Below are 22,189 nucleotides of genomic sequence, written 5' to 3' on the forward strand. Positions count from 1 at the left end.
GCCATCAGGAGCAGAACCCCGGGAGTGACCGGATGACATCAGGAACACCGCAGTCGGGAGTCGGCCGGGTCATCGCCGGCCGCTACCTCCTGCTGAGCCCGCTGGGCAGTGGCGGCATGGGCCATGTCTGGCTCGCGTACGACCAGCGGCTGGCCTGCGAGGTCGCGCTCAAGGAGATCGTGTTCCGCGACCCGGGCGAGGCGGACCACGACCGCTCGGCCCGGGTGGCCCGCGCCCGTGCCGAGGCCCGGCACGCGGCGGGTCTGCGCGGACACCCGCACGTCGTGACCGTGCACGACGTCCTGGAGCACGAGGGCCTGCCCTGGATCGTGATGGAGTACGTGGCCGGGGCGCTGGACCTGAGCGCCCTGGTCGCCCGGCGCGGGGCCGTCGCCCCCGCCGAGTGCGCCCGCATCGGGCTCGCCGTGCTGGACGCGCTGACCGCCGGGCACGAGCGCGGGGTCATGCACCGGGACGTGAAGCCCGCCAACATCCTCTTGGCCCCGGACCGCACGGGATCGCCGTACGCCCGGGTCCTGCTCACCGACTACGGCATCTCCGTGCAGCCCGACGGCGACGAGACCCGGTACACGCTGACCTCCGCGCTGGTGGGCACCGCCGGTTATCTGGCGCCCGAGCGGGCCCAGGGCGGGCCGCCCACCGCGACCGCGGACCTGTTCTCGCTGGGCTGCACGCTCTACTACGCCGTCGAGGGGTACGGGCCCTTCGACCGCGAGTCGGGGCTCGCGGCGCTCACCGCCGTCGTCCTGGAGCAGCCGCGGCCCGTGCTGCACGCGGGCGCCCTGGAACCGCTGCTGTCGGCGATGCTCACCAAGGACCCGGTCCGCCGGATCACCGCCGAGGAGACCGAGGCCGCGCTGTCCGCGATCCTGACGCCCCAGCCGCATCCCCGGACCCAGCTCGACCCCGGCTCGGAGCCCCCGTGGGCGGGCGGGATCACCCGTACGGCCGCACCCCGCACACCTGCCGGGCCGCAGCCTTCGGGACAGGCGCCGGGCCCGTGGTCCGGCGGGCGGGGTTTCGGCCCTCCCCCGGCGGCCCCCGGGCGGCGCCGCCGTCCACGCAACCGTGCCCGGACGGCCGTACTGGCGACCGCGCTGGGGCTGGCCCTGGCGGGCGGTGGAGCCTGGTACGCCGTGGCGAACCTGCCGGGGGACGGTGACGCCAGGCCGTACGGGGACGCCGTCGGTCTGTCCGAGCCGCTCGCCGACGGGAACTGCGTCGCGACGAAGTGGACCGGTACCCCCTTCGTCGGGGACCCGCGACTCCGGGTGGTGAAGTGCCTCGGCGAGGAGACGTACGGGCAGGTGATGGCCGTGTTCGAGGCGGCGTCCGCCCAGGACGCCCGCTCGGCCGGCGCCACCCGGTGCGAGCAGCGCACCGAGGAGACCCGCGAGAAGCTCGCGGACGTCCGCTCGTACGCCGCCGTGCCGACCTCGGCGGGGTTCGAGACCGCCGGGCACCGTGTCGCCTGTCTGCTGCTCGACGCGCGCGGCAAACCGCTGTTCGGGCCGATCGGGGACCGTCGCCCTGCCGGAATGCGGTTCAGCGACACGGCCACCATGCAGAAGCGGGACTGTCTCGACCGGATCAACGACAACATCGCCGAACTCGTCCCGTGCCGGGGCCCGCACCAGGAGCAGGTGCTCGATTTCCACCGGATGAGCGCGGACACGACCCTCGCCCAGGCCAGGCGGCGGGCGGCCACGGTCTGCCGGGAGGAGGTGCCGCCCCACGACTACGGCTATGACCCGGACGTCTACACGGGCTCGTCCTGGGTGGGCGACAGCGCCTGGACCTCCGGCACTCATTCCGTCGTCTGTACTGCAATTCGCAGGGACGGGGGCACCATGGAGAAGGACGAACCATGAGGAGGGTGTTGCGATGCCCGGTTCCACGAAGACCATGGGAGTGCTCACCGTCGGCGGCCTGGTGATGGTCACGGCCTACACGGTGGCGCTCGGCAGCAACGGCTGGCTGTGGTTCGGCTGGGTGGTGCTCGGTCTGATCACCTTGGCGATGGTGGCCTCCCGGCCCACCTGATGAGGCACCGCGCGACCGGTTCCCCGGGAGCAGGGCCTGCGGCTCTCTCCCGGGGATTCGTTCGTGCGGTGCCGCTCAGGAACGGCTCATTCGCGGGTCAGGCGCCCCGCCGAGTGCACGCCCGGCTGGTATTTCGGCAACCGGGCGGTGATTTTCATACCCGCGCCCGGAGCGGTCTCGATGACGAGGCCGTAGCCGTCCCCGTAGACCTGCCGCAGCCGGTCGTCGACGTTCGACAGACCGATGCCGTCCGACGGGTCGGTCTCCCCCGCCAGGATGCGGCGCAGCCGGCCGGGGTCCATGCCGGGGCCGTCGTCCTCGATGACGACGAGCGCTTCGGCACCGGCGTCCTGCGCGGTGATGCTGATACGGCTCCTGTCAACGTTGCCCGGACCGCCTTCCAGGCCGTGCTTCACGGCGTTCTCGACGAGCGGCTGCAGGCAGAGGAAGGGCAGGGTCACCGGCAGCACCTCGGGGGCGATCTGCAGGGTGACCGAGAGCCGGTCGCCGAAGCGCGCCCGCACCAGTGCCAAGTAGTGGTCGATGGCGTGCAGTTCGTCGGCGAGGGTGGTGAAGTCGCCGTGCCTGCGGAACGAGTAGCGGGTGAAGTCGGCGAATTCGAGGAGCAGTTCGCGGGCCCGCTCGGGGTCGGTGCGCACGAACGAGGCGATCACCGCGAGCGAGTTGAAGATGAAGTGCGGGGATATCTGGGCCCGCAGCGCCCTGATCTCGGCCTCGATCAGCCGCGTACGGGACTGGTCGAGATCGGCGAGTTCCAGCTGGACCGACACCCAGCGGGCGACCTCTCCGGTGGCCCGTACGAGCACGGCGGACTCGCGGGGCGCGCAGGCGACGAGCGCACCGTACACCCGGTCGTCGACGGTGAGCGGGGCGACGACGGCCCAGCGCAGCGGGCAGTAGGGCTCGTCGCAGACGAGGCGGAAGGCTTCCCCGCGGCCGGTCTCCAGGGGGCCGCCGATCCGCTCCATGATCTGCTCACGATGGTGCTCCCCTGCGCCTTCCCAGGCCAGCACGGTCTCCTGGTCGGTGAGGCAGAGCGCGTCGGTGCCCAGCAGGGTGCGCAGCCGCCGTGCGGACTTGCGGGCCGTCTCCCCGGTCAGGCCCGCGCGCAGCGGAGGCGCGGCGAGCGACGCGGTGTGCAGGGTCTCGAAGGTGGCGTGCTCCACGGGGGTGCCGAGGTCCCCGGGGCCCGGTGAGCGCGCGGTGCGCCGGCCGAACCAGAAGCCGGCCGCCAGCAGCGGCAGCACGGCCACACAGAGTCCCGCCAGGAATCCGCTCACGCCTTGATCTCCTTGATCTCCGTGCTCCCCTTGACCTCCGTGCGTACCTGTCCCCCGGCGAGCTCCTCCGGCAGATGGAAGCGGGCGAGGATCGCCGCCGTCCCGGCCGGTACGCGCCGGGGTGTCGCCAGCGACACCAGCACCATGGTGAGGAAGCCCAGGGGCACCGACCACAGCGCGGGCCAGGCGAGCAGCGCGTGCAGCGAGCCCGTCCCCGGGAAGCCGGCCATGGTGGCCGCGACCGCGAGGAGCGCCGAGCCGCCGCCGACGAGCATCCCGGCGGCGGCGCCGGGCGGGGTGAGCCGGTGCCACCAGATGCCGAGGACGAGCAGGGGGCAGAACGACGAGGCCGACACCGCGAAGGCGAGCCCCACGGCGTCGGCGACCGGCAGTCCGCCCACGAGCATGCTCGCCGCGAGCGGCACGATCATCGACAGGACCGTGCCGAGCCGGAAGTGCCGTACGCCCCGGGAGGGCAGCACGTCCTGGGTGAGCACGCCCGCCACGGCCATGGTCAGGCCCGACGCCGTGGACAGGAACGCGGCGAAGGCCCCGCCGGCCACCAGCGCGCCGAGCAGGTCCCCGCCGAGCCCGCCGATCACCCGGTCGGGCAGCAGCAGGACGGCGGCGTCGGCGTCCCCGGTGAGGGTCAGCTCGGGGGCGTACAGGCGGCCCAGCGCGCCGTAGAGCGGCGGCAGCAGGTAGAACAGGCCGATCAGGACGAGCACGGCGACGGTGGTGCGGCGGGCGGCCACGCCGTGCGGGCTGGTGTAGAAGCGCACGACGACGTGCGGCAGCCCCATGGTCCCGAGGAAGGTGGCGAGGATCAGCCCGTACGTGGCGTACAGCGGCCGTTCCTCGCGGCCCGCGGCGAGCGAGGTGGACATGCCGCCGTTGTCGCCGCGGTCGGCGGCGGGCACGGGGTCGCCCTTGCTGAAGGACAGCCGGGTGCCCTGCTCGATGCGGTGGACGCCCGCGGGCAGCCTGACCCGCCGGTCCTCGTACCGCACGCCGTCGACCGTGCCGTCCGCGGTGACGGTCAGCGGCCCGGCGAGCTGCAGGTCGAGTCCGGCGTCGATGCGTACGACCCGGTGTTCGCGGAACGTGGCCGGTTCGTCGAAGGCGTGGCGCGGCGCCCCGTCGTCCTGCCAGGCGAGGACGAGGAAGAGCGCGGGGACGAGCAGGGCGGTGAGCTTGAGCCAGTACTGGAAGGCCTGGACGAAGGTGATGCTGCGCATACCGCCCGCGGCGACGGTCGCCACCACGACGACCGCGACGATGACACCGCCGAGGGACTTGGACGCCCCGGTGAGCACGTTCAACGTCAGCCCCGCGCCCTGGAGCTGGGGCAGGAGGTACAGCCAGCCGACCCCGACGACGAAGGCTCCGGCCAGCCGGCGCATGCCCTGCGAGGCGAGCCGCGCCTCGGCGAAGTCGGGCAGGGTGTACGCGCCGGAGCGGCGCAGCGGGGCCGCGACGAAGATCAGCAGGACGAGGTAGCCGGCGGTGTAGCCGACCGGGTACCAGAGCATGTCCGGTCCCTGGACGAGGACGAGGCCCGCGATGCCGAGGAAGGAGGCCGCGGAGAGGTACTCGCCGCTGATGGCCGCCGCGTTCAGACCGGGGCCGACCGTGCGCGAGGCCACGTAGAAGTCGGAGGTGGTGCGGGATATGCGCAGACCGAAGGCGCCGACGAAGACGGTGGCGACGACCACGAGGGCGACCGCCGGAACGGCGTAGTTCTCATTCACGTGCTCAGCGGTCCTCCACGAGGCGGACGAAGTCCTTCTCGTTGCGGTCGGCGCGGCGCACGTACCAGCGGGCGAGCAGCACCAGCGGCGGGTAGACGCAGAAGCCGAGCACGATCCATTCGAGGCGCGAACTGTCTCCCAGCACCGTGAACACCAGTGGCAGCGGGCCCACGAGGAGGATGAGTACGGCGAAGACGGTGAGCGCGGCCCGCAGTTGGCTGCGCATCAGGGAGCGGACGTAGGTGTGACCCAGCGTGGTCTGCTCGTCGATCTCGGTCCGCGGCCGGGAGCGGCTCAGCGGGCGCGTACGACGCGGCGGGCCGGTGACGACGACACGGCGATCGGTGGGGACACGGCGGTCGGCGGGGGCACGCCGGTCGCTGGGGACACGCCGGTCGCTGGGGTCGTGGGGCAACTCCGCCTCCTCAGCTCGCGGTCCGGCGCATCAGCAGGTCCCGCAGTTCTCGTGCGTGGCGGCGGCTGACCTGGAGTTCGACCGAATCGACCAGGACGCTCACGGTACCCGCGTCCAGGCGGAGTTCGCTGATGTGACCGAGAGCGACGAGATGGCGGCGGTGGATGCGGACGAAACCGCGCGAGCGCCAGCGCTCCTCAAGGGTGGAGAGGGGGATGCGGACGAGGTGGCTGCCCTGGTCGGTGTGCAGCCGCGCGTAGTCGCCGTGCGCCTCGACGTGGGTGATGTCCTCGACGGCGACGAACCGGGTGACCCCGCCGAGCTCGACGGATATGTGGTCCGGGTCGGGCTCGTGCACGGGTATCAGCGGGGCCGCGTCCCTCTGCTCGACGGCCCGGCGCACAGCCTCGGCCAGCCGTTCCCTGCGGACCGGCTTCAGGACGTAGTCGACGGCCTTGAGGTCGAAGGCCTGGACGGCGAACCCCTCGTGGGCGGTGACGAACACGACGAGCGGCGGCTTGGCGAAACCGGCGAGCAGCCGTGCCATGTCGAGTCCGTCGAGGCCGGGCATGTGGATGTCGAGGAAGACGACGTCGATGCCCTCGTCGCCGTCCGGACCGCTGTCCAGGGCCCGGTTGATCCGCCGCAGCGCCGCCGTGGCGTCGCTCGCGCCCTCGACGCTGCTCACCCGTGGATCGGCGTCCAGCAGATAGAGCAGCTCTTCGAGGGAGGGCGGTTCGTCGTCGACGGCGAGGGCGCGCAGCATGAACCCGGAGTGTAGGAGCAATCCGCGCGCCTGCACATGCGGCGGGCAAGGTCGTCGTGGCCGGATCGTCGCTGGGTACAGTGCCCGCATGAGACCCATGTCCGCGTCTTTCGACGATCTCGACCGGAAGATCGTCACGGCTCTGATGGCGAACGCCCGCACGAGTTTCGCCGAGATCGGCGCGGCGATCGGACTCTCCGCCACCGCGGTCAAGCGCCGGGCCGACCGGTTGCGTGAGACGGGCGTGATCACGGGGTTCACGGCGACGGTGAAACCGGTGGCGCTGGGATGGCGCACCGAGGCGTATGTGGAGGTGTACTGCGAGGGCGCGGCGCCGCCCCGGCGGCTCGCGGAGGTGGTGCGCAACCATCCGGAGATCACCGCCGCGATGACGGTGACCGGCGGGGCGGACGCGCTGCTGCACGTGCGGGCCCGGGACGTGGAGCACTTCGAGGAGGTGCTGGAGCGGATCCGGGTGGAGCCGTTCATCCGCAAGACGGTCAGCTTCATGGTGCTGTCGCATCTGCTGCCGGAGAGCCCGGAGGCGGGGGCGAACCAGCCGGCTCCGGAGGCGTGAGCCCGGCGTTCCCCCACCCGTTCGGGTCAACCGCGCACTGATCGTGCGCCGACCGGCCCCACGACGCAGCATTTCTTCGGCAGCGCGCAATTTCTGACGCTTGTCACGCCTCTCCCCCGTTTTCTACCGTTGAGGTATCCCACCCGACACCTCAGGAAGGCGGAGGAACCCCTCTGTGCCCATGAGCCGTGTGCCGCGCCCCAGGCGGTTTCTGGTCTGCGAACCCAGACACTTCGCCGTGCAGTACGCCATCAATCCCTGGATGCACGAGGACACGCAGGTCGACGTCGATCTGGCCCGGGGCCAGTGGGCGGAGCTGATCTCCGCCTACCGCGCCCACGGCCACACCGTCGACAGCGTGGAGCCGGTCGCCGGTCTGCCGGACATGGTCTTCGCGGCGAACTCGGCGCTGGTCGTGGCCGGCCGGGTCTTCGGCTCGCTCTTCCACGCACCGCAGCGCCGCCCGGAGTCGACCGCGTACGAGACGTGGTTCACGAGCGCGGGCTTCGACGTCCACCATCCCGAGTCGGTGTGCGAGGGCGAGGGCGACCTGGTGTTCGCCGGCCGTCATCTGCTGGCCGGCACCGGGTTCCGTACGGCACGGTCCGCCCACCACGAGGTGCAGGAGTACTTCGGCGTCCCCACGGTCAGTCTCACGCTGGTGGACCCCCGCTTCTACCATCTCGACACCGCGCTGTTCGTGCTCGACGACGGACCCGGGGCGAACATCGCGTACTACCCGGAGGCCTTCTCCGCGGGCAGCCGCGAGGTGCTCCGCCTGCTCTTCCCGGACGCGGTGGTCGCCACCCACGAGGACGCGATGGCGTTCGGGCTGAACTCCGTCTCGGACGGCCGCCACGTCTTCATCGCGCCGCGCGCCGAGGCCCTTGCGGGCGAACTCGACCGCCACGGCTATGTTCCCGTCCCCGTCGACCTGTCGGAGTTCCAGAAGGCCGGCGGCGGCATCAAGTGCTGCACACAGGAGATCCGCTCATGACTGTCGCGCCCAGCCGTTCCCTGCGCTCGTCCGCCGAGCTGATCGGCGCCGAGGAGCCCGTCCTCGCGCACAACTACCACCCGCTGCCCGTGGTCGTCGCCCGCGCCGAGGGCGCCTGGGTCGAGGATGTCGAGGGCCGCCGCTACCTCGACATGCTGGCCGGCTACTCGGCGCTCAACTTCGGGCACCGCCACCCGGCCCTGATCGAGGCCGCGCACCGCCAGCTCGACCGGCTGACGCTGACCTCGCGCGCCTTTCACCACGACCGGCTGGCGCAGTTCGCCGAGTCCCTGGCCCGGCTGACCGGCCTGGACATGGTGCTGCCGATGAACACGGGCGCCGAGGCCGTGGAGAGCGCTGTCAAGGTGGCGCGCAAATGGGCGTACGAGGTGAAGGGCGTCCCCGCCGACCGGGCGACCGTCATCGTGGCCGCCGACAACTTTCACGGCCGTACGACGACCATCGTCAGCTTCTCCACCGACGAGACGGCCCGCGCCGGGTTCGGCCCCTTCACACCGGGGTTCCGGGTGGTCCCGTACAACGACCTGGCCGCGCTCGAAGCGGCGATCGACGAGACGACCGCGGCCGTGCTGATCGAGCCGATCCAGGGCGAGGCGGGGGTCGTCATCCCGGACGACGGCTATCTGCGGGGCGTGCGCGAGCTGACCCGGCGGACGGGGTGCCTCTTCGTCGCCGACGAGATCCAGTCGGGCCTGGGCCGTACGGGCCGCACGCTGGCCGTCGAGCACGAGGACGTCGTCCCGGACGTGGTGCTGCTCGGCAAAGCACTCGGCGGCGGCATCGTGCCGGTCTCCGCGGTGGTCGCGCGGCGCGAGGTGCTGCGGGTGCTGCGGCCGGGCGAGCACGGCTCGACGTTCGGCGGCAACCCGCTGGCCGCGGCGGTCGGCTCCGCCGTGGTGGAACTGCTGGAGACGGGCGAGTTCCAGCGCCGGGCGGAGCAGGCGGGTGTGCTGCTGCGGGACGGCCTGTCGGCCCTCGTGGGCCAGGGCGTCCGCGGCTTCCGGGCGCGCGGGCTGTGGGCGGGCGTGGACATCGACCCCGCGATCGGTACGGGCCGCGAGATCAGCGAGTCCCTCATGCGTGAGGGAATCCTGGTGAAGGACACCCACGGCTCCACGATCCGGCTGGCCCCGCCCTTGACGATCACGGACGAGGACCTGCACAGGGCCCTTGGCACCCTGGAGAAGGTCCTCCGGAGGGGTGCCTGAGCCCCGGGCCCCCCAGGGGCGCGGGGAACGGCGCAATCTTTTCGTCTTTAGCTTTTAGGGGCGCGGGGAACTGCGCAGTCTGTTCGTCTTTGGCTTTAGGGGCGCGGGGAACTGCGCGGCAAGCCCCCACCGGCCCGCAGCCGACGCTCGACCGGCCCCGCCCCCACGGGTGGGCGCCGCGGGCAAGGGCGGGTCGTATGTCGGGTGCGGCCCGGTGGGGGCCGTTCGCGCAGTTTCCCGCGCCCCTTAACGGGGCCGGTGGGCGGTCAGGGTTTCAGGAGGGTCTTGACCATTCCGTCCTCCTTCGCCTGGAACATCGCGTACGCCTTCGGCGCGTCCTCCAACGGCATGGAGTGCGTCTTGAACGTATCCACGCCGAGCGGATCCTCGTCCGTCAGCAACGGCAGGATGTCGTCCACCCAGCGCCACACATTCGCCTGCCCCATCCGCACCTGGATCTGCTTGTCGAACATCGTCAGCAGCGGCATCGGACTGACAGCCCCGCCGTAGACCCCGGAGATGGACAGCGTGCCGCCACGGCGCACCAGCTCGATGCCCGCGTACAGCGCGCTGAGCCGGTCGATCCCCGCCTTCTCCATCATCGGCTGCGCCACCGCGTCGGGCAGCAGGCCGGTGATCCACTGGGCCGCCTTGGCGAACGGCGTACCGTGCGCCTCCATGCCGACGGCGTCGATGACCGCGTCGGTCCCGCGCCCGTCGGTGAGGTCCCGCACGGCGGCCGCGAGGTCCTTGCCGTTCATCCGGGCGTCGAAGCACGTGACCCCGTGGGCACTGGCACGGGTGAGGCGCTCCTTGACCAGGTCCACCCCGATGACCAGGCCGGCGCCGCGCTGCCGGGCGATCCGGGTGGCCATGTCGCCGATGGGCCCGAGCCCCAGCACGGTGACGCTGCCGCCCTGCGGAATCGCCGCGTACTCCACCGCCTGCCAGGCCGTGGGCAGGACGTCCGACAGATAGACGAAGCGGTCGTCGGGCGGCCCCTCGGGCACCTTGATGGGCAGCTTGTTGCCGAACGGCACCCGCAGGAACTCCGCCTGCCCGCCCGGCACCTGCCCGTACAGCTTGGTGTATCCGAACAGGGAGGCGCCGCTGCCGCGCTCGCGCACCTGGGTCGTCTCGCACTGCGACTGGAGCCCCTGGTCGCACATGTAACAGTCGCGGCAGGAGACGTTGAAGGGGATGACCACCCGGTCGCCGGGGGCGAGGGCGGTGACGTCCGGCCCCACCTCCTCCACGATGCCCATCGGCTCATGCCCGAGGATGTCGCCGGGGTCGATGAAGGGGCCGAAGAGTTCGTACAGGTGGAGGTCGGAGCCGCAGAGGCCGGTGGAGGTGATCCTCACGACGATGTCGTCGGGCTTCTCGATGCGCGGATCCGGGACGGTCTCCACCCGGACGTCCCGCTTCCCCTGCCAGGTCAGTGCGCGCATGGTATGACTCCTCCAGCGATCGTGATCGTGGTTCTCTGCCATCGCCCGAGTCCCCTTTCTCCGCATTACGACACTCCGGCCGGTACTCCCTCGGCAGGAAGAGTGACCGTCCCCCTGTCCGGGTACCTGGGCCGGGCGCCGCCCACCACTTTCGAGGGGTCTGCGCCGAGACGCGGCGAAAGAAAGGGAACGTCACTTGTGGAACGCCCTCACCAGGGAAGCCGCCGCCGTAGGGCGTTCGGTGCACAAATGTTTCACCGAGTCCGGGCCCGAGCGCGACACGGCGGTCCAGTCCCTCAAGGCTGCGGGTGCCGCTCTGCTGGCCTGGGCCCTCGCCGGCTGGTGGTGGAACGCGCCGATGGCGCTCCTGGCACCGTGGACCGCGCTGTTCCTGGTGCAGAGCACCGTCTACCGCTCGCTGCTGACCGCCCTGCAGCAGGTCGTGGTGGTCGTCACGGGCACCCTGCTCGCCACCGCCGCCCTCGCACTGACGCATGACACGATGGCCGCGATGGCGCTGGCCCTGCCTCTGACCGTGCTGCTCGGCAACTACGCGCGGCTCGGCACGCAGGGCTTCTACGCCCCGACGGCCGCGCTCTTCGTCCTCACCTACGGTTCCTACAGCGGCTTCGACATACTGCACCGGCTGCTGGAGACCCTGCTCGGAGCGGCCATCGGAATCGCCGTGAACGCGAGTGTCCTGCCTCCGGTCCACTCCGGCCGCGTCCACCATCTGCGCGCCCGGCTGCCGCAGGACTGCGCCCGCTTGCTGCACGAGGTCGCCGACGGCATCGAGACGTCGTACGACAAGGAGCGGGCCCGCGGCTGGTACGACAGCGCGGTGCGGCTGGCCGACGTGGTGACGGAGTTGCGGACCGCGCGCCGGTGGTCGGACGAGAGCCGCCGCTTCAACCCGGGGCGCAGACTGCGCCGTTCGGCCGCCGCACCGCCGCCCACCGAGTGGGACTTCACCTGGGACCGGATCACCGAGCACATCAGGGCGCTCACGCGTTCGCTGTCCGAGGCGGTCTCGCTCCCGGAGTCGGCACCCGGCGTACCGGGCATCCTGTCGCCGCTCCTGCGGGCGGCCGGTGACGTCCTCGACTGCCGGAACGGTACGGCCGACGAGCGCCACCGGGCCCGCCAGGCACTCCGGGCGGCCGTCGCGGCCCACGGCCGGCTGGCCTCGGTCCTCGCGGACGGCCGTCAGGCGGCCACGCCCGCGCTCGGCGGTCTGACGGCGGACACCGAGCGGCTGCTGGACGACCTGACCACGGTGGTCGACTCATGGGACGACGAGACCTCACGGACCGACACCTCACGGGCCGACACGTCACGCGCCGACACGTCACGCGCCGAAAGCTCACGGGCCGACAGCCCACGGGCCGACCGGCGGGCCGGCCGCCGCCGCTGAGGGCGCGGGGGGGGGGGGGCTCGGGGTGCCTGGGTTCCACTGGTTCCGTCGGGAACCGGCCACCCGCCGCCTCGGCGGGTGGTGCGGCCAGGGCGCACCGGTCCAGCATGAGTCCGTTCAGGGACGGTTACAGGGGCCGGGGCCTGCATTTACACTGGCGTCCCGCAGCACACCTGTTTGACCAGCCAGGACCTGTCCGGTCGATCCGGCGAAGCGAGGAGCGACCCGTTGTTCTACTACGTTCTCAAGTACGTGATCCTGGGACCGCTGTTGCGGCTGGTGTTCCGGCCCCGGATCGAGGGCCTGGAGCACGTACCGGCGACGGGAGCGGCCATCGTCGCGGGCAATCACCTGTCGTTCTCGGACCACTTCCTGCTGCCCGCGATCCTCAAGCGGCGCATCACGTTCCTCGCCAAGGCCGAGTACTTCACGGGTCCCGGCATCAAGGGCCGGCTGACGGCGTTCTTCTTCCGCAGCGCCGGGCAGATCCCGGTGGACCGCTCCGGCAAGGAGGCGGGCAAGGCGGCGATCCGTGAAGGGCTCGGCGTCCTGAGCAAGGGCGAACTGCTCGGCATCTACCCGGAGGGGACCCGCTCGCACGACGGCCGCCTCTACAAGGGCAAGGTGGGTGTCGCGGTGATGGCGCTCAGGGCCGAGGCCCCCGTCGTCCCGTGCGCGATGATCGGCACCTTCGAGGCCCAGCCCCCCGGCCGGAAGATCCCCAAGATCCACCCGGTGGCGATCCGCTTCGGGGAACCCCTCGACTTCTCCCGCTACGCGGGCATGGAGAACGAGAAGGCGATCCTGCGCGCCATCACCGACGAGATCATGTACGCGATCCTCACCCTCTCCGAGCAGGAGTACGTGGACCGGTACGCGGCCGATGTGAAGGCGGCGGAGGCCGCCGAGAAGGCGAAGTCCCGCAAGTTCCCGCGCCTGCCGCAGCGTTGACGCTCCGCGCACACCACCCGTGACACCGTGCCGCCCGCGCCGCCATTCTCCCGCTGGCCGATCCGGCACTCTGCCGCCAGCTGATCGCCTGGGTGTCGGTGGGACGTCGTTGAGGATCAGGACGTGAGAAGGGGGCGGCCGTTGAACGGCCGCCCCCTTCATTCTGCCGCTGTCGGCTGCCGTTGCCGGCTGCCGTTACCGGGCCGCTACGGCTTGGGTGTGGCGTGCGGGGTGCACGTCACGTCGGCCGCGTCGACCTTGCCGGTGAGCAGGTAGGTGTCCACCCGCTCGTTGACGCACGGGTTGGCCAGCCCCGTCACGCCGTGCGAGCCCGCGTCCTTCTCGGTGATCAGACGGGAGCCCTTGAACCGCTTGTGCAGTTCGACGGCGCCTTCGTACGGAGTAGCGGCGTCACGCGTGGACTGCACGATCAGGACCGGCGGCAGGCCCTTGCCGGTCTTCACGTTCACCGGGGTCTGCTGCTTGGCGGGCCAGGTCGCGCAAGGGAGGTTGAGCCAGGCGTTGGCCCAGGTCATGAACGGGTAGTTCTTGTGCAGCCTGCTGTTGTCGCGGTCCCACTTCTTCCAGCTGGTGGGCCACTTGGCGTCGGTGCACTCGACGGCCGTGTAGACGGCGTTGCCGTTCTCCGAGGCGATGTTGCCCGCGGTGTCGGTGAGGTCCGGCGCGGCGGCGTCGACGAGGGCCTGGGTGTCACCGGCGACGTACTTGCTGAAGACGGTCGCGACCGGCACCCACGACGAGTCGTAGTAGGGCGCGCTCTGGAAGAAGCCGATGAGCTCGGCCGGGCCGACGACACCGCCGATGGGGTTCTTCTTGGCGGTGGCACGCAGCTTCAGCCACTGGTCCTGGACCTCGGCCCGGGTGTCGCCGAGGTGGAAGGCGGCGTCGTTCTTGGCGACCCAGTCCTGCCAGTCCTTCCAGCGCATCTCGAAGGCGACGTCCTGGTCGAGGTTGGCCTCGTACCAGATCTTCTCGCGCGACGGGTTGACGACACTGTCCGCGATCATGCGGCGGACGTGGGTCGGGTACATCGTGCCGTAGACGGCGGCGATGTACGTGCCGTACGAGACACCCAGGAAGTTGAGCTTCTTCTCGCCGAGCGCGGCCCGGATGACGTCCAGGTCACGGACGGTGTTGGGGGTCGTCATCTGCGGCAGCATCTCGCCGCTGCGCTCGGCACAGCCGTCCGCGTACTCGGCGGCGAGCTTGCGCTGGACGCGCTTGTCGGCCTCGGAGTCCGGCACCGGGTCCATCTTGGGCGCCTTCACGAACTCCTGCGGGTCGATGCAGGAGATGGGCGCCGAGTGGCCGACACCGCGCGGGTCGAAGCCCACGAAGTCGTACGCCTTCGAGGTGTTCACCCACAGCGGGTTCTTGTTGGTGACCCGGGTCGGGAAACGCAGTCCGGAGCCGCCGGGGCCGCCCGGGTTGTAGACGAGGGCGCCCTGGCGCTCCGCCTTGGTGCCCGTGTTGCCGATGCGGTCGACCGCCAGCTTGATCTTCTTGCCGTTGGGCTTCGCGTAGTCGAGCGGCACGGTGACCCAGCCGCACTGGATGGGCTTCGCGATCCCCCAGTCCGCCGGACAGTCCTGCCAGTCGATGCCGGCCCCGGCCGCGCGGGCGGCGGCGATCTCGGCGCCGCGTGCCGGGCTGACGTGGCTGCCCTGACCGTGGCGGGATTCCGCGCTGGCCGTCGGAGCCGCGACGGCACCGGCTATGAGTGTCGCGGTGACGAGCGCTCCGGCCGAGCCGAACGCCGTCACCTTTCTCATACCTCTCAAGAGAGTTCTCCCCCTACTGTCGTCGTGGTCAGTACGGGGGATCCTTTCGGCTGTGAGGTACCTGAGAACAGGGGCGATGTGTCTTCTTTGCCAATCCGATAACCGGAACAACTCTGTCCGGTGAGCGGTGATGTTCGTTTCGCGGGTGCTGCAGCCCGTGCTTCAGCCCGTGCCGCGGCCCAGTACGCGCAAGGCCTCGTCGAGGGTGCGGCGCAGCTGGAGCGCGTCTGCGGCGACGGCGGTCACCAGGGCGCCCGGCCCGGCGAGCGGGGTGAGCGCGGCGTACTCGCCCAGCAGCCGCGGCTCGACCGGCCGCGTCACATACTCCGGCCGTACGACGAGGAGCTGGCCGAGCGCGCGATGCCCCCCGAGCACGGCGGGCCCGTCCCACCCGCCGGGCGCGCCGGGCCCGCAGGAGAGCTCCTGGTCGAACAGCGGCCGTCCGCCGAGCAGGACGGTGAGCCGACTGCTGAGCCGCCCGGGTTCCTCACCGACCCGCCCGAGAACCTGCTCCTCGCGCAGAGTCAGCCGCGCCCCGGCCGCAAGCTCGACACGGGTGGCGAGGCGTAGATCGCTCCCCTCGGCGGAGATCAACTGCTCGGGAAGCCAGCACAGTTCACCGCCGTCCTCCACCGTGAGGCGTACGTCGTAACGCGCCTCCCCCTTGGCCTGCCCCGGCAGCGCGATGGTGGCGGCGGCCGACCCGACGTGCAGGCGTGCCCCGCCGGCCACCTCGGCCGTCACGGTGAAGTGGTCACCGCCCAGCGGCCCGCTCATCGCGCCGACCAGCATGACGCGGGCCTCGGAGCCGCCGGCCCGCGTCCGCCGCAGGGCGAGCGGGCCCCCGCTCTCCAGGGTCGGGAGCGCGGTGCCGCCCCGCCCGTCCGGACGGGCACCGATCCGCGCGGTGGCCCGCACCCCGGACGCCCCCGGCACCACCGTCGTCACGGCCGCCCCGGACGCCCCGGACGTCACGCCGCCCACGCGGCGAGTCGCGCCCGCACCCAGGCGGCGACGTCCTTGACCCCGTCCTCGGCGCGCAACGACTGGAAGACGACCGGCAGTTCGGCCCGCTGCGCCTTCGCGTCGGCGGCCATCCGGCCAAGGTCCGAGCCGACGTACGGCGCGAGATCGGTCTTGTTCACCACCAGCAGGTCGGCGGTGGTGACCCCGGGCCCGCCCTTGCGCGGGATGTCGTCCCCGCCCGCGACATCGATCACGAAGATCTGCGCGTCGACGAGCCCCTTGGAGAAGGTCGCCGTGAGGTTGTCGCCCCCCGACTCGACGAGGATCAGCTCCAGCGGCCCGACCTCGTCCTCCAGGTCCTCGACCGCTTCGAGGTTCGCGGAGATGTCGTCACGGATCGCCGTGTGCGGGCAGGCCCCGGTCTCCACGGCGGTGATCCGCTCGGGCGGCAGCACCGCTTCCCGCAACAGGAACTCGGCGTCCTCCCGCGTATAGATGTCATTGGTGACGACGGCCAACGACCACTCGTCGCGCAACGCCCGGCACAGCGCGGCCACGGTGGCGGTCTTCCCGGACCCCACGGGCCCCCCGAGCCCGATCCGCAGAGCCCGCCGACGCCCGTCGGCCCGATGGGCATCGGCACTGACGGCGGCGGGCCCGTCGTGGGTGTGACGGTGATCGAGATGCATGACTACGACTCCAACTGTTGTCTTCCGGCCGGTCGAACACCCGGGCCTCACAGCCCTCCCGGCGATTGCCTTCAGCCCGTCCGCGACGCTTTCAGCCCGTCCGGCGTTTGAGGACGAGCGCGCAGCGCGATTACGGGGGCGAGGGGGCGAAGCCCCCATGCGTGGACGGGAACGGGTAGGGGCGGCGGGGGCGAACCCCCTAGGACGCAAACAACCGCACAGCCCAAGCAGCATGCACCTCCGCCCCGATCTCCAACAGCGGAGCACCCCCCGCCGGCAACACCCCCACCCCACCCCCACCCTCAACCGCCCACCGCGCCCCCTCAACAGCCCGCCGCGCAACAACATCCAGCTCGGGAGCCAACCGCGCCAACATCCCCGTCGCATCGAACGGATCAAGGCTCAGCAACCGCACCACCGCACTCGCCGGCCCACTGACACACTCGTACAAGGAGCAGTACGCCGCATCGTCCGCCCCGAGCCCGGCGGCCCTCGCGACCACCCCGAGCACCACCGGCTGATGTGCACCCTTGGGAAACCGCCCCGCCAGCGCGTCGAGTTCGGCGGACGGCCAGGTCGCCCGCCCGGCCCGCATCAGCTGCCGCCCGAGCTTGCGCGCGGCAACTCTCAGCGCGGACGAAGGCGTACGGGCGTCCGCGGCGCCGTCGAGTTCCACCGGATCGAGCCCGAGCGCGGCAGCGGCGGCGAGTGAGGCGGACACCAGCCCGGCCGTGTGCAACCGCCCCCGGCAGAACTCCTCCAGGTCCGCCGCCCCGGTGATCCGGCCGGCCTTGACCGCCGCCTCGGCCCCGCCGGAGTGGGCATGCCCCCCGGCGGGAAACCGGCCGTCGGCCAGTACGAGCAACGCAGCACGCGACATGACGAACCTCAGAACGCTAAGCCGATATCGGGCCGGAACCAGCACCGGAACCAGGGCCGAAGCGGACCCGGCCCCGTCCTGGTGGCCTGCCCTCAGAACAGGAAATACCGTTGAGCCATGGGCAGTTCGGCCGCGGGCGTGGCCTCCACCAGCTCCCCGTCGATCGTCACGGCGAAGCTGTCGGGATCGACGCGTACCCGCGGTCGCGCGTCGTTCTCCCGCATGTCCGCCTTGGTCACCCCGCGTGTCGACTCGATCGGCACGAACCGCTTCCCGAGCCCGAGCCGCTCCGGCAGCCCGTCCTCGATGGCGATCGGTGCCACGAAGTTGAACGAGTTGGACGCGGGGGCCCGGCCGATCGCGCCGAACATGGGCCGCGGCAGGATCGGCTGCGGGGTGGGGATGGACGCGTTGGCGTCGCCCATCTGCGCGTACGCGATCTGCCCGCCCTTGACCACGAGGTGCGGCTTGACCCCGAAGAACGCGGGCTCCCACAGCACGAGGTCGGCGAGCTTGCCGGTCTCGACGGAACCGATCTCGCGCGCCAGACCCTGAGCGACGGCCGGATTGATCGTGTACTTGGCGACATAGCGACGTACGCGATGGTTGTCCGCCCGCCCGTCCCCGGGCAGCGCTCCCCGGCGCCGCTTCATGACGTGCGCGGTCTGCCAGGTCCGCATGATGACCTCGCCGACGCGCCCCATCGCCTGGGCGTCGGAGGAGATGATCGAGATCGCGCCGAGGTCGTGCAGGATGTCCTCGGCCCCGATGGTGGTGGGCCGGATCCTGGATTCCGCGAACGCCAGGTCCTCCGGCACGGCGGCGTTCAGGTGGTGACAGACCATCAGCATGTCGAGGTGTTCCTCGGCGGTGTTGACGGTGTAGGGCCGGGTCGGGTTGGTCGAACTGGGCAGCACGTGCGCCTCGGAGACCACGGTCATGATGTCCGGCGCGTGCCCGCCTCCCGCACCCTCCGTGTGGTACGCGTGGATCGTGCGCCCCGCGATGGCGGCGAGCGTGTCGGCCACGAACCCGGCCTCGTTGAGGGTGTCCGTGTGGATGGCGATCTGCGCGCCGGTGCGGTCCGCGACGGTGAGCGCGGCGTCGATGACGGCGGGCGTGGAGCCCCAGTCCTCGTGGAGCTTGAGCCCGAGCGCGCCGCCACGCAGCTGCGAGAGCATCGCCTCCTCGGAGACGGTGTTGCCCTTGCCCAGCAGCCCGAAGTTGAGCGGGTACTGCTCCATCGCCTCCAGCATCCGGGCGAGGTGCCAGGGCCCGGGGGTGACGGTGGTGGCCTTGGAGCCCTCGGCGGGGCCGGTGCCGCCGCCGACGAGGGTCGTGATGCCGGAGGCCAGCGCCTCGTCGGCGATCTGCGGGCAGATCAGATGCACGTGCGCGTCGATGGCACCGGCCGTCAGGATGCGTCCGTTGCCCGCGATGATCTCGGTCTCCGGGCCGATGACCAGGTCCGGGTGCACCCCGTCCATGGTGTCGGGGTTGCCCGCCTTGCCGATGCCGGTGATCCGGCCGTCGCGGATGCCCACGTCGGCCTTGATGATCCCCCAGTGGTCGACGATCACCGCACCCGTGACGACCGTGTCAGGGGTGCCCTCGGCACGCGTGGCAGGTGCCTGCCCCATGGACTCCCGGATGACCTTGCCGCCGCCGAACACGGCCTCGTCACCGGCGCGGCCGGGCCCGCCGGAACGGTCCTCCTCGATCTCGATCAGAAGGTCGGTGTCGGCCAGCCGGATCCGGTCGCCGGTGGTGGGGCCGAACAGGTCGGAGTAGGCGGCACGCGAGATCTCAGGCATCGAGGGGTCCTCCGGTCTCGCCGCGCAGGCCCGGCACGATCCGGGCGCCGGCGATCGGGACGAGTTCGACCTCGACGGGGATCCCCGGCTCGAAACGCACGGCGGTGCCGGCGGCCACGTTGAGCCGCTTGCCGTGTGCGGCGGCGCGGTCGAAGTCGAGACCGGGGTTCGCCTCGGCGAAGTGGTAGTGGGAGCCGACCTGGACGGGCCGGTCGGCTGCGTTGAGGACGGTGAGCCGGGTGACGGCGAGGCCTTCGTTGAAGGCGACCGGCCCGTCGGCGAACAGGATCTCTCCGGGAATCATGGCTGCCGCTCCCCCGTCAGACGATCGGGTCGTGGACGGTGACGAGCTTGGTGCCGTCGGGGAAGGTCGCCTCGACCTGTACGTCGTGGATCATCTCGGGGATGCCTTCCATGACGTCCTCGCGGGCGAGGACCCGGCGTCCGGAGGCCATGAGTTCGGCCACCGTCCGGCCGTCCCTGGCACCTTCGAGGATGTGCGAGGTGATCAGTGCGACGGACTCGGGGTGGTTCAGCTTCAACCCCCGGGCCCGGCGCTTCTCGGCCACGTCGGCGGCCACATGGATGAGCAGCCTCTCCTGCTCGTGCGGCGTCAGTTGCACGGCTTCCCACCTCACAGTCCTCGCTCCGGACCGTGCGGGGTCCGGATGCCGCAGCCACCATGCCGGATCCGACCGCAGTACGTACCTGCCGTGACTGCGGCACACGGCCGGAACGCGCGCCTCGACGCACCCTCCGCCCCGAAAACCCCTGGTGACGTGGTGGTGCAGGCTAGTTCCGCCGAGTTTCAGACACGTTAACCGCCGCGCGGGGACCACATTTCCGCACCACGGGAACGGCCCGACCCTCCGAGCGACGCGGGAAACGCCGCAATCTTTTCGGGGCGCGGGGAACGGCGCAGTCCTGCAGGGGCGCGGGGAACGGCGCAGGGTCCTCAAGGGGCGCGGGGAACGGCGCAATCTTTGAGGGGCGCGGGGAACGGCGCGGACGGCCACAAGCAACCCGCACAGGACTACCCCGGCGCCCGCATACTCATCAACGCCCGCAGCCCATCCTGCAACACCTCCGCCGGCGCGGTACCGAAGAGCGCCTGCTGAGCGGCAAACCCCTGCGCCGCAGCGATCAAGGTCCGCGCGACATGCTCCGCCGGGATGTCCGCCCGCATCACCCCGGCCTCCTGATACCCCTCGACGACCTTCACCCAGGCGTCGCGCACCGAACCGAACCCCTCCCGCAGCAGCGCCGACAGCTCACCGTCACGAAGCGTCTCCGTCCAGACCTGGACCATCAGCCTGGGGAAGGAGGCCTCCCCCTCCCAGGTCAGACCGTGCTTCCCCGTACCCCCCATCCCGAGCACCTGGGTCATGACCGACCCCACCAGTACGTCGGGCATCGGCGGCGGGGTGTGCCGGGCGGCGTCCTCGAAGGCCTCCCGGATGCCCCCGAGGACCTCGGTGACGATCGCCGCGATCAGCTCGTCCTTCCCGCTGAAGTAGCGGTAGACGGCCCCCGCCGAGAGGTTCACCTCCTTCAGCACGTCCTGCATCGACGTGGCATGGAACCCGTTGCGGGCGAAGCAGCGGGCCGCGCCGTCGAGGATCTGGCGGCGACGGGCGTCGAGGTGTTCCTGGGATACGCGAGCCATGCACGAAAACTAAAACGAACATTCCTTCTTGACAAGCCCGGACACCGGCGAGACAGTGGCCCCATCGCTAAAACGAACGATCCTTCTTTTTACGCACCCTCCGAATCGATCAAGGAAAGAAGCATGTCCGCCACGTCCGCCACCCCCGAGTCCACGTCCACGTCCACACCCGCGCCGTCGATGTCGGCCGCGTCGGCACACCACCCCTCACGACAGCCGTCGCAGCGCCGCCACATCGCAGCCGTCGTCCTGCTGGTCCCGGTCCTGGCGGCCCTCGCGCTGTGGGCCTTCGCCTGGCCCGCGGCCCGTACGGCTCCCCACGATCTGCCGCTCGGCGTGGCGGGCCCGGCGACCGCGACCGCCCAGGTGCAGAAACAACTCGCAGCCCACGAGGGTGCCTTCGAGTTCCACCACTACGCGGACGAGGCCGCCGCCCGGGACGCCATCGAGGACCGGACCGTATACGGCGCGGTCGTCGTCACCGGGCAGGGCCCCAAGCTGCTCACCGCCTCGGCGGCGAGCCCGCTCGTGGCGCAGTCGCTCCAGCAGGCCGTGGCGCAACGGGCCGACGGCGCCCCGATGGAGACCGTCGACGTCGTACCGGCGTCCGCGGACGACCCGCGCGGCTCGGTCCTGACGTCGAGCGTGCTGCCCATGACGCTGGCCGGAATCGCCGCGGGAGCGGTGGTGACCCTGCTGGGTCTGCGCGGCCGGCGCGCGGTCGCCGCGCTGATCGGCGCGGCGGCGGTGGTCGGTACGGTGGCCGCGCTCATCGCGGGCAGCTGGCTCGGGGCGCTCACCGGGAACTGGTGGGCCGGGGCGGGCGCGCTGGCGCTCTCGACGCTGGCCGTGAGCGCCGCCGTCGCGGGACTCGCGGCGCTGCTCGGCACGCCGGGGATAGGGCTCGGCGCGTTCGTCGTGATGATGCTCGGCAATCCGTTCTCCGGTGCGAGCTCGGCGCCCGAGATGCTGCCCGCGCCGGTCGGCGTGATCGGCCAGTGGCTGCCGCCGGGGGCCGGGGCCTCGCTGCTGCGCTCGGTCTCCTTCTTCGAGGGGGCGGCCGCGGCCGGGCCCGCGCTGACGTTGGCGTGGTGGGCCGCGCTGGGGTTGGGGGCGGTGTTGCTGGGCAGCGCGCTGCAGCGACGCAAGGCATCCGGCCGGGGGCCGGCCCACACGCCGTGACCGCCCGCACCACAGACCGACCGTGCACCCCCGCAGTAGCGGACGGGGGTGCACGGTCCGTTCGGCTTGCTCACACTTCGACACCGTCTGCAGGCCCGGTGGGGGCCGGTCGCGCAGTTCCCCGCGCCCCTAGGTGAGTGACGGCTCTGCAGCCCGCCGACCCCCGCCCCCTCGTACTTCAACACCGGGTGCAGGCCCGGTGGGGGCTGATCGCGCCGTTCCCCGCGCCCCTGGGTGAGTGACGGCTCAGGGACCGCGTCAGTTGGCCCCGGGT

At 71.6% G+C, this 22,189-nt stretch carries 21 protein-coding genes; 8 read left to right on the plus strand and 13 right to left on the minus strand.

What is annotated here, in order from left to right; genetic code table 11:
* Positions 1–32 precede the first annotated feature (32 nt).
* On the plus strand, positions 33–1,892 hold the full coding sequence (locus ACH4DZ_RS24295) for a protein kinase (protein WP_398289399.1): 1,860 nt from the start codon (positions 33–35) through the stop codon (positions 1,890–1,892).
* 13 nt (positions 1,893–1,905) lie between these two features.
* A complete protein-coding gene (locus tag ACH4DZ_RS24300) occupies positions 1,906–2,064 on the plus strand; it encodes a hypothetical protein (RefSeq protein ID WP_267024354.1) in 159 nt (52 codons plus the stop codon).
* An 86-nt stretch (positions 2,065–2,150) separates the two neighbouring features.
* Here the strand turns inward: ACH4DZ_RS24300 and ACH4DZ_RS24305 are convergent, their stop codons facing one another.
* From ACH4DZ_RS24305 to ACH4DZ_RS24320, 4 genes are read right to left on the minus strand one after another with little or no spacing between them, the layout of a single operon-like run.
* Positions 2,151–3,365 carry a histidine kinase gene (locus ACH4DZ_RS24305; RefSeq protein ID WP_398289400.1) on the minus strand — a complete coding sequence of 405 codons (1,215 nt, stop codon included), beginning with the start codon at positions 3,363–3,365 and terminating at the stop codon, positions 2,151–2,153.
* Entirely contained in the window at positions 3,362–5,116 is a 1,755-nt protein-coding gene (locus ACH4DZ_RS24310; protein ID WP_398289401.1) for a cation acetate symporter, read from the minus strand. Before ACH4DZ_RS24310 ends, ACH4DZ_RS24305 begins: the two co-directional genes overlap by 4 nt.
* A gap of 4 nt (positions 5,117–5,120) precedes the next feature.
* Entirely contained in the window at positions 5,121–5,531 is a 411-nt protein-coding gene (locus ACH4DZ_RS24315; protein WP_398289402.1) for a hypothetical protein, read from the minus strand.
* 10 nt (positions 5,532–5,541) lie between these two features.
* Positions 5,542–6,297 carry a LytR/AlgR family response regulator transcription factor gene (locus tag ACH4DZ_RS24320; protein ID WP_398289403.1) on the minus strand — a complete coding sequence of 252 codons (756 nt, stop codon included), beginning with the start codon at positions 6,295–6,297 and terminating at the stop codon, positions 5,542–5,544.
* Between the two features lie 88 nt (positions 6,298–6,385).
* Between ACH4DZ_RS24320 and ACH4DZ_RS24325 the strand changes: the two genes are divergently transcribed.
* The 3 genes from ACH4DZ_RS24325 (at position 6,386) to rocD (ending at position 9,100) form a co-directional block, all read left to right on the plus strand.
* On the plus strand, positions 6,386–6,874 hold the full coding sequence (locus ACH4DZ_RS24325) for an Lrp/AsnC family transcriptional regulator (protein WP_398289404.1): 489 nt from the start codon (positions 6,386–6,388) through the stop codon (positions 6,872–6,874).
* A gap of 175 nt (positions 6,875–7,049) precedes the next feature.
* Entirely contained in the window at positions 7,050–7,871 is an 822-nt protein-coding gene (ddaH, locus tag ACH4DZ_RS24330; protein WP_398289405.1) for a dimethylargininase, read from the plus strand.
* Positions 7,868–9,100 carry an ornithine--oxo-acid transaminase gene (gene rocD / locus ACH4DZ_RS24335; protein WP_398289406.1) on the plus strand — a complete coding sequence of 411 codons (1,233 nt, stop codon included), beginning with the start codon at positions 7,868–7,870 and terminating at the stop codon, positions 9,098–9,100. The genes ddaH and rocD overlap by 4 nt, the downstream gene beginning before the upstream one ends.
* Positions 9,101–9,366: 266 nt before the next feature.
* On the opposite strand, the gene ACH4DZ_RS24340 is transcribed toward rocD, so the two are convergent.
* On the minus strand, positions 9,367–10,551 hold the full coding sequence (locus ACH4DZ_RS24340; RefSeq protein ID WP_398289407.1) for an alcohol dehydrogenase catalytic domain-containing protein: 1,185 nt from the start codon (positions 10,549–10,551) through the stop codon (positions 9,367–9,369).
* 196 nt (positions 10,552–10,747) lie between these two features.
* On the opposite strand from ACH4DZ_RS24340, the gene ACH4DZ_RS24345 reads away from it, so the two are divergent.
* Positions 10,748–11,965, plus strand: a complete 1,218-nt coding sequence (locus tag ACH4DZ_RS24345) for an aromatic acid exporter family protein (protein ID WP_398289408.1) — start codon at positions 10,748–10,750, stop codon at positions 11,963–11,965.
* A gap of 228 nt (positions 11,966–12,193) precedes the next feature.
* On the plus strand, positions 12,194–12,916 hold the full coding sequence (locus ACH4DZ_RS24350) for a lysophospholipid acyltransferase family protein (protein ID WP_398289409.1): 723 nt from the start codon (positions 12,194–12,196) through the stop codon (positions 12,914–12,916).
* A 206-nt stretch (positions 12,917–13,122) separates the two neighbouring features.
* On the opposite strand, the gene ACH4DZ_RS24355 is transcribed toward ACH4DZ_RS24350, so the two are convergent.
* From ACH4DZ_RS24355 to ACH4DZ_RS24390, 8 genes are all read right to left on the minus strand, one after another.
* Positions 13,123–14,709 carry an alpha/beta hydrolase gene (locus tag ACH4DZ_RS24355; protein WP_398289410.1) on the minus strand — a complete coding sequence of 529 codons (1,587 nt, stop codon included), beginning with the start codon at positions 14,707–14,709 and terminating at the stop codon, positions 13,123–13,125.
* A gap of 171 nt (positions 14,710–14,880) precedes the next feature.
* The gene (locus ACH4DZ_RS24360; RefSeq protein ID WP_398289411.1) at positions 14,881–15,702 is read right to left on the minus strand and encodes an urease accessory protein UreD; all 822 of its coding nucleotides are present in this window, start codon (positions 15,700–15,702) and stop codon (positions 14,881–14,883) included.
* On the minus strand, positions 15,690–16,373 hold the full coding sequence (ureG, locus tag ACH4DZ_RS24365) for an urease accessory protein UreG (RefSeq protein WP_398289412.1): 684 nt from the start codon (positions 16,371–16,373) through the stop codon (positions 15,690–15,692). Before ureG ends, ACH4DZ_RS24360 begins: the two co-directional genes overlap by 13 nt.
* Positions 16,374–16,572: 199 nt before the next feature.
* The gene (locus tag ACH4DZ_RS24370) at positions 16,573–17,253 is read right to left on the minus strand and encodes an urease accessory protein UreF (RefSeq protein ID WP_398289413.1); all 681 of its coding nucleotides are present in this window, start codon (positions 17,251–17,253) and stop codon (positions 16,573–16,575) included.
* Between the two features lie 92 nt (positions 17,254–17,345).
* Positions 17,346–19,067, minus strand: coding sequence for an urease subunit alpha (locus ACH4DZ_RS24375; protein WP_398289414.1), 1,722 nt, complete (start codon positions 19,065–19,067; stop codon positions 17,346–17,348).
* Positions 19,060–19,371 carry an urease subunit beta gene (locus tag ACH4DZ_RS24380; protein ID WP_398289415.1) on the minus strand — a complete coding sequence of 104 codons (312 nt, stop codon included), beginning with the start codon at positions 19,369–19,371 and terminating at the stop codon, positions 19,060–19,062. Before ACH4DZ_RS24380 ends, ACH4DZ_RS24375 begins: the two co-directional genes overlap by 8 nt.
* A 16-nt stretch (positions 19,372–19,387) precedes the next feature.
* A complete protein-coding gene (locus ACH4DZ_RS24385; protein ID WP_398289416.1) occupies positions 19,388–19,690 on the minus strand; it encodes an urease subunit gamma in 303 nt (100 codons plus the stop codon).
* A gap of 410 nt (positions 19,691–20,100) precedes the next feature.
* A complete protein-coding gene (locus ACH4DZ_RS24390) occupies positions 20,101–20,733 on the minus strand; it encodes a TetR/AcrR family transcriptional regulator (RefSeq protein WP_398289417.1) in 633 nt (210 codons plus the stop codon).
* Between the two features lie 180 nt (positions 20,734–20,913).
* Here ACH4DZ_RS24390 and ACH4DZ_RS24395 point away from each other — a divergent pair, with 180 nt between their 5' ends.
* Positions 20,914–21,915 carry an ABC transporter permease gene (locus ACH4DZ_RS24395; RefSeq protein WP_398289587.1) on the plus strand — a complete coding sequence of 334 codons (1,002 nt, stop codon included), beginning with the start codon at positions 20,914–20,916 and terminating at the stop codon, positions 21,913–21,915.
* Positions 21,916–22,189 lie beyond the last annotated feature (274 nt).

The sequence above is a fragment of the Streptomyces sp. NPDC017991 genome (genome assembly GCF_044328075.1).
Taxonomy (GTDB): domain Bacteria; phylum Actinomycetota; class Actinomycetes; order Streptomycetales; family Streptomycetaceae; genus Streptomyces.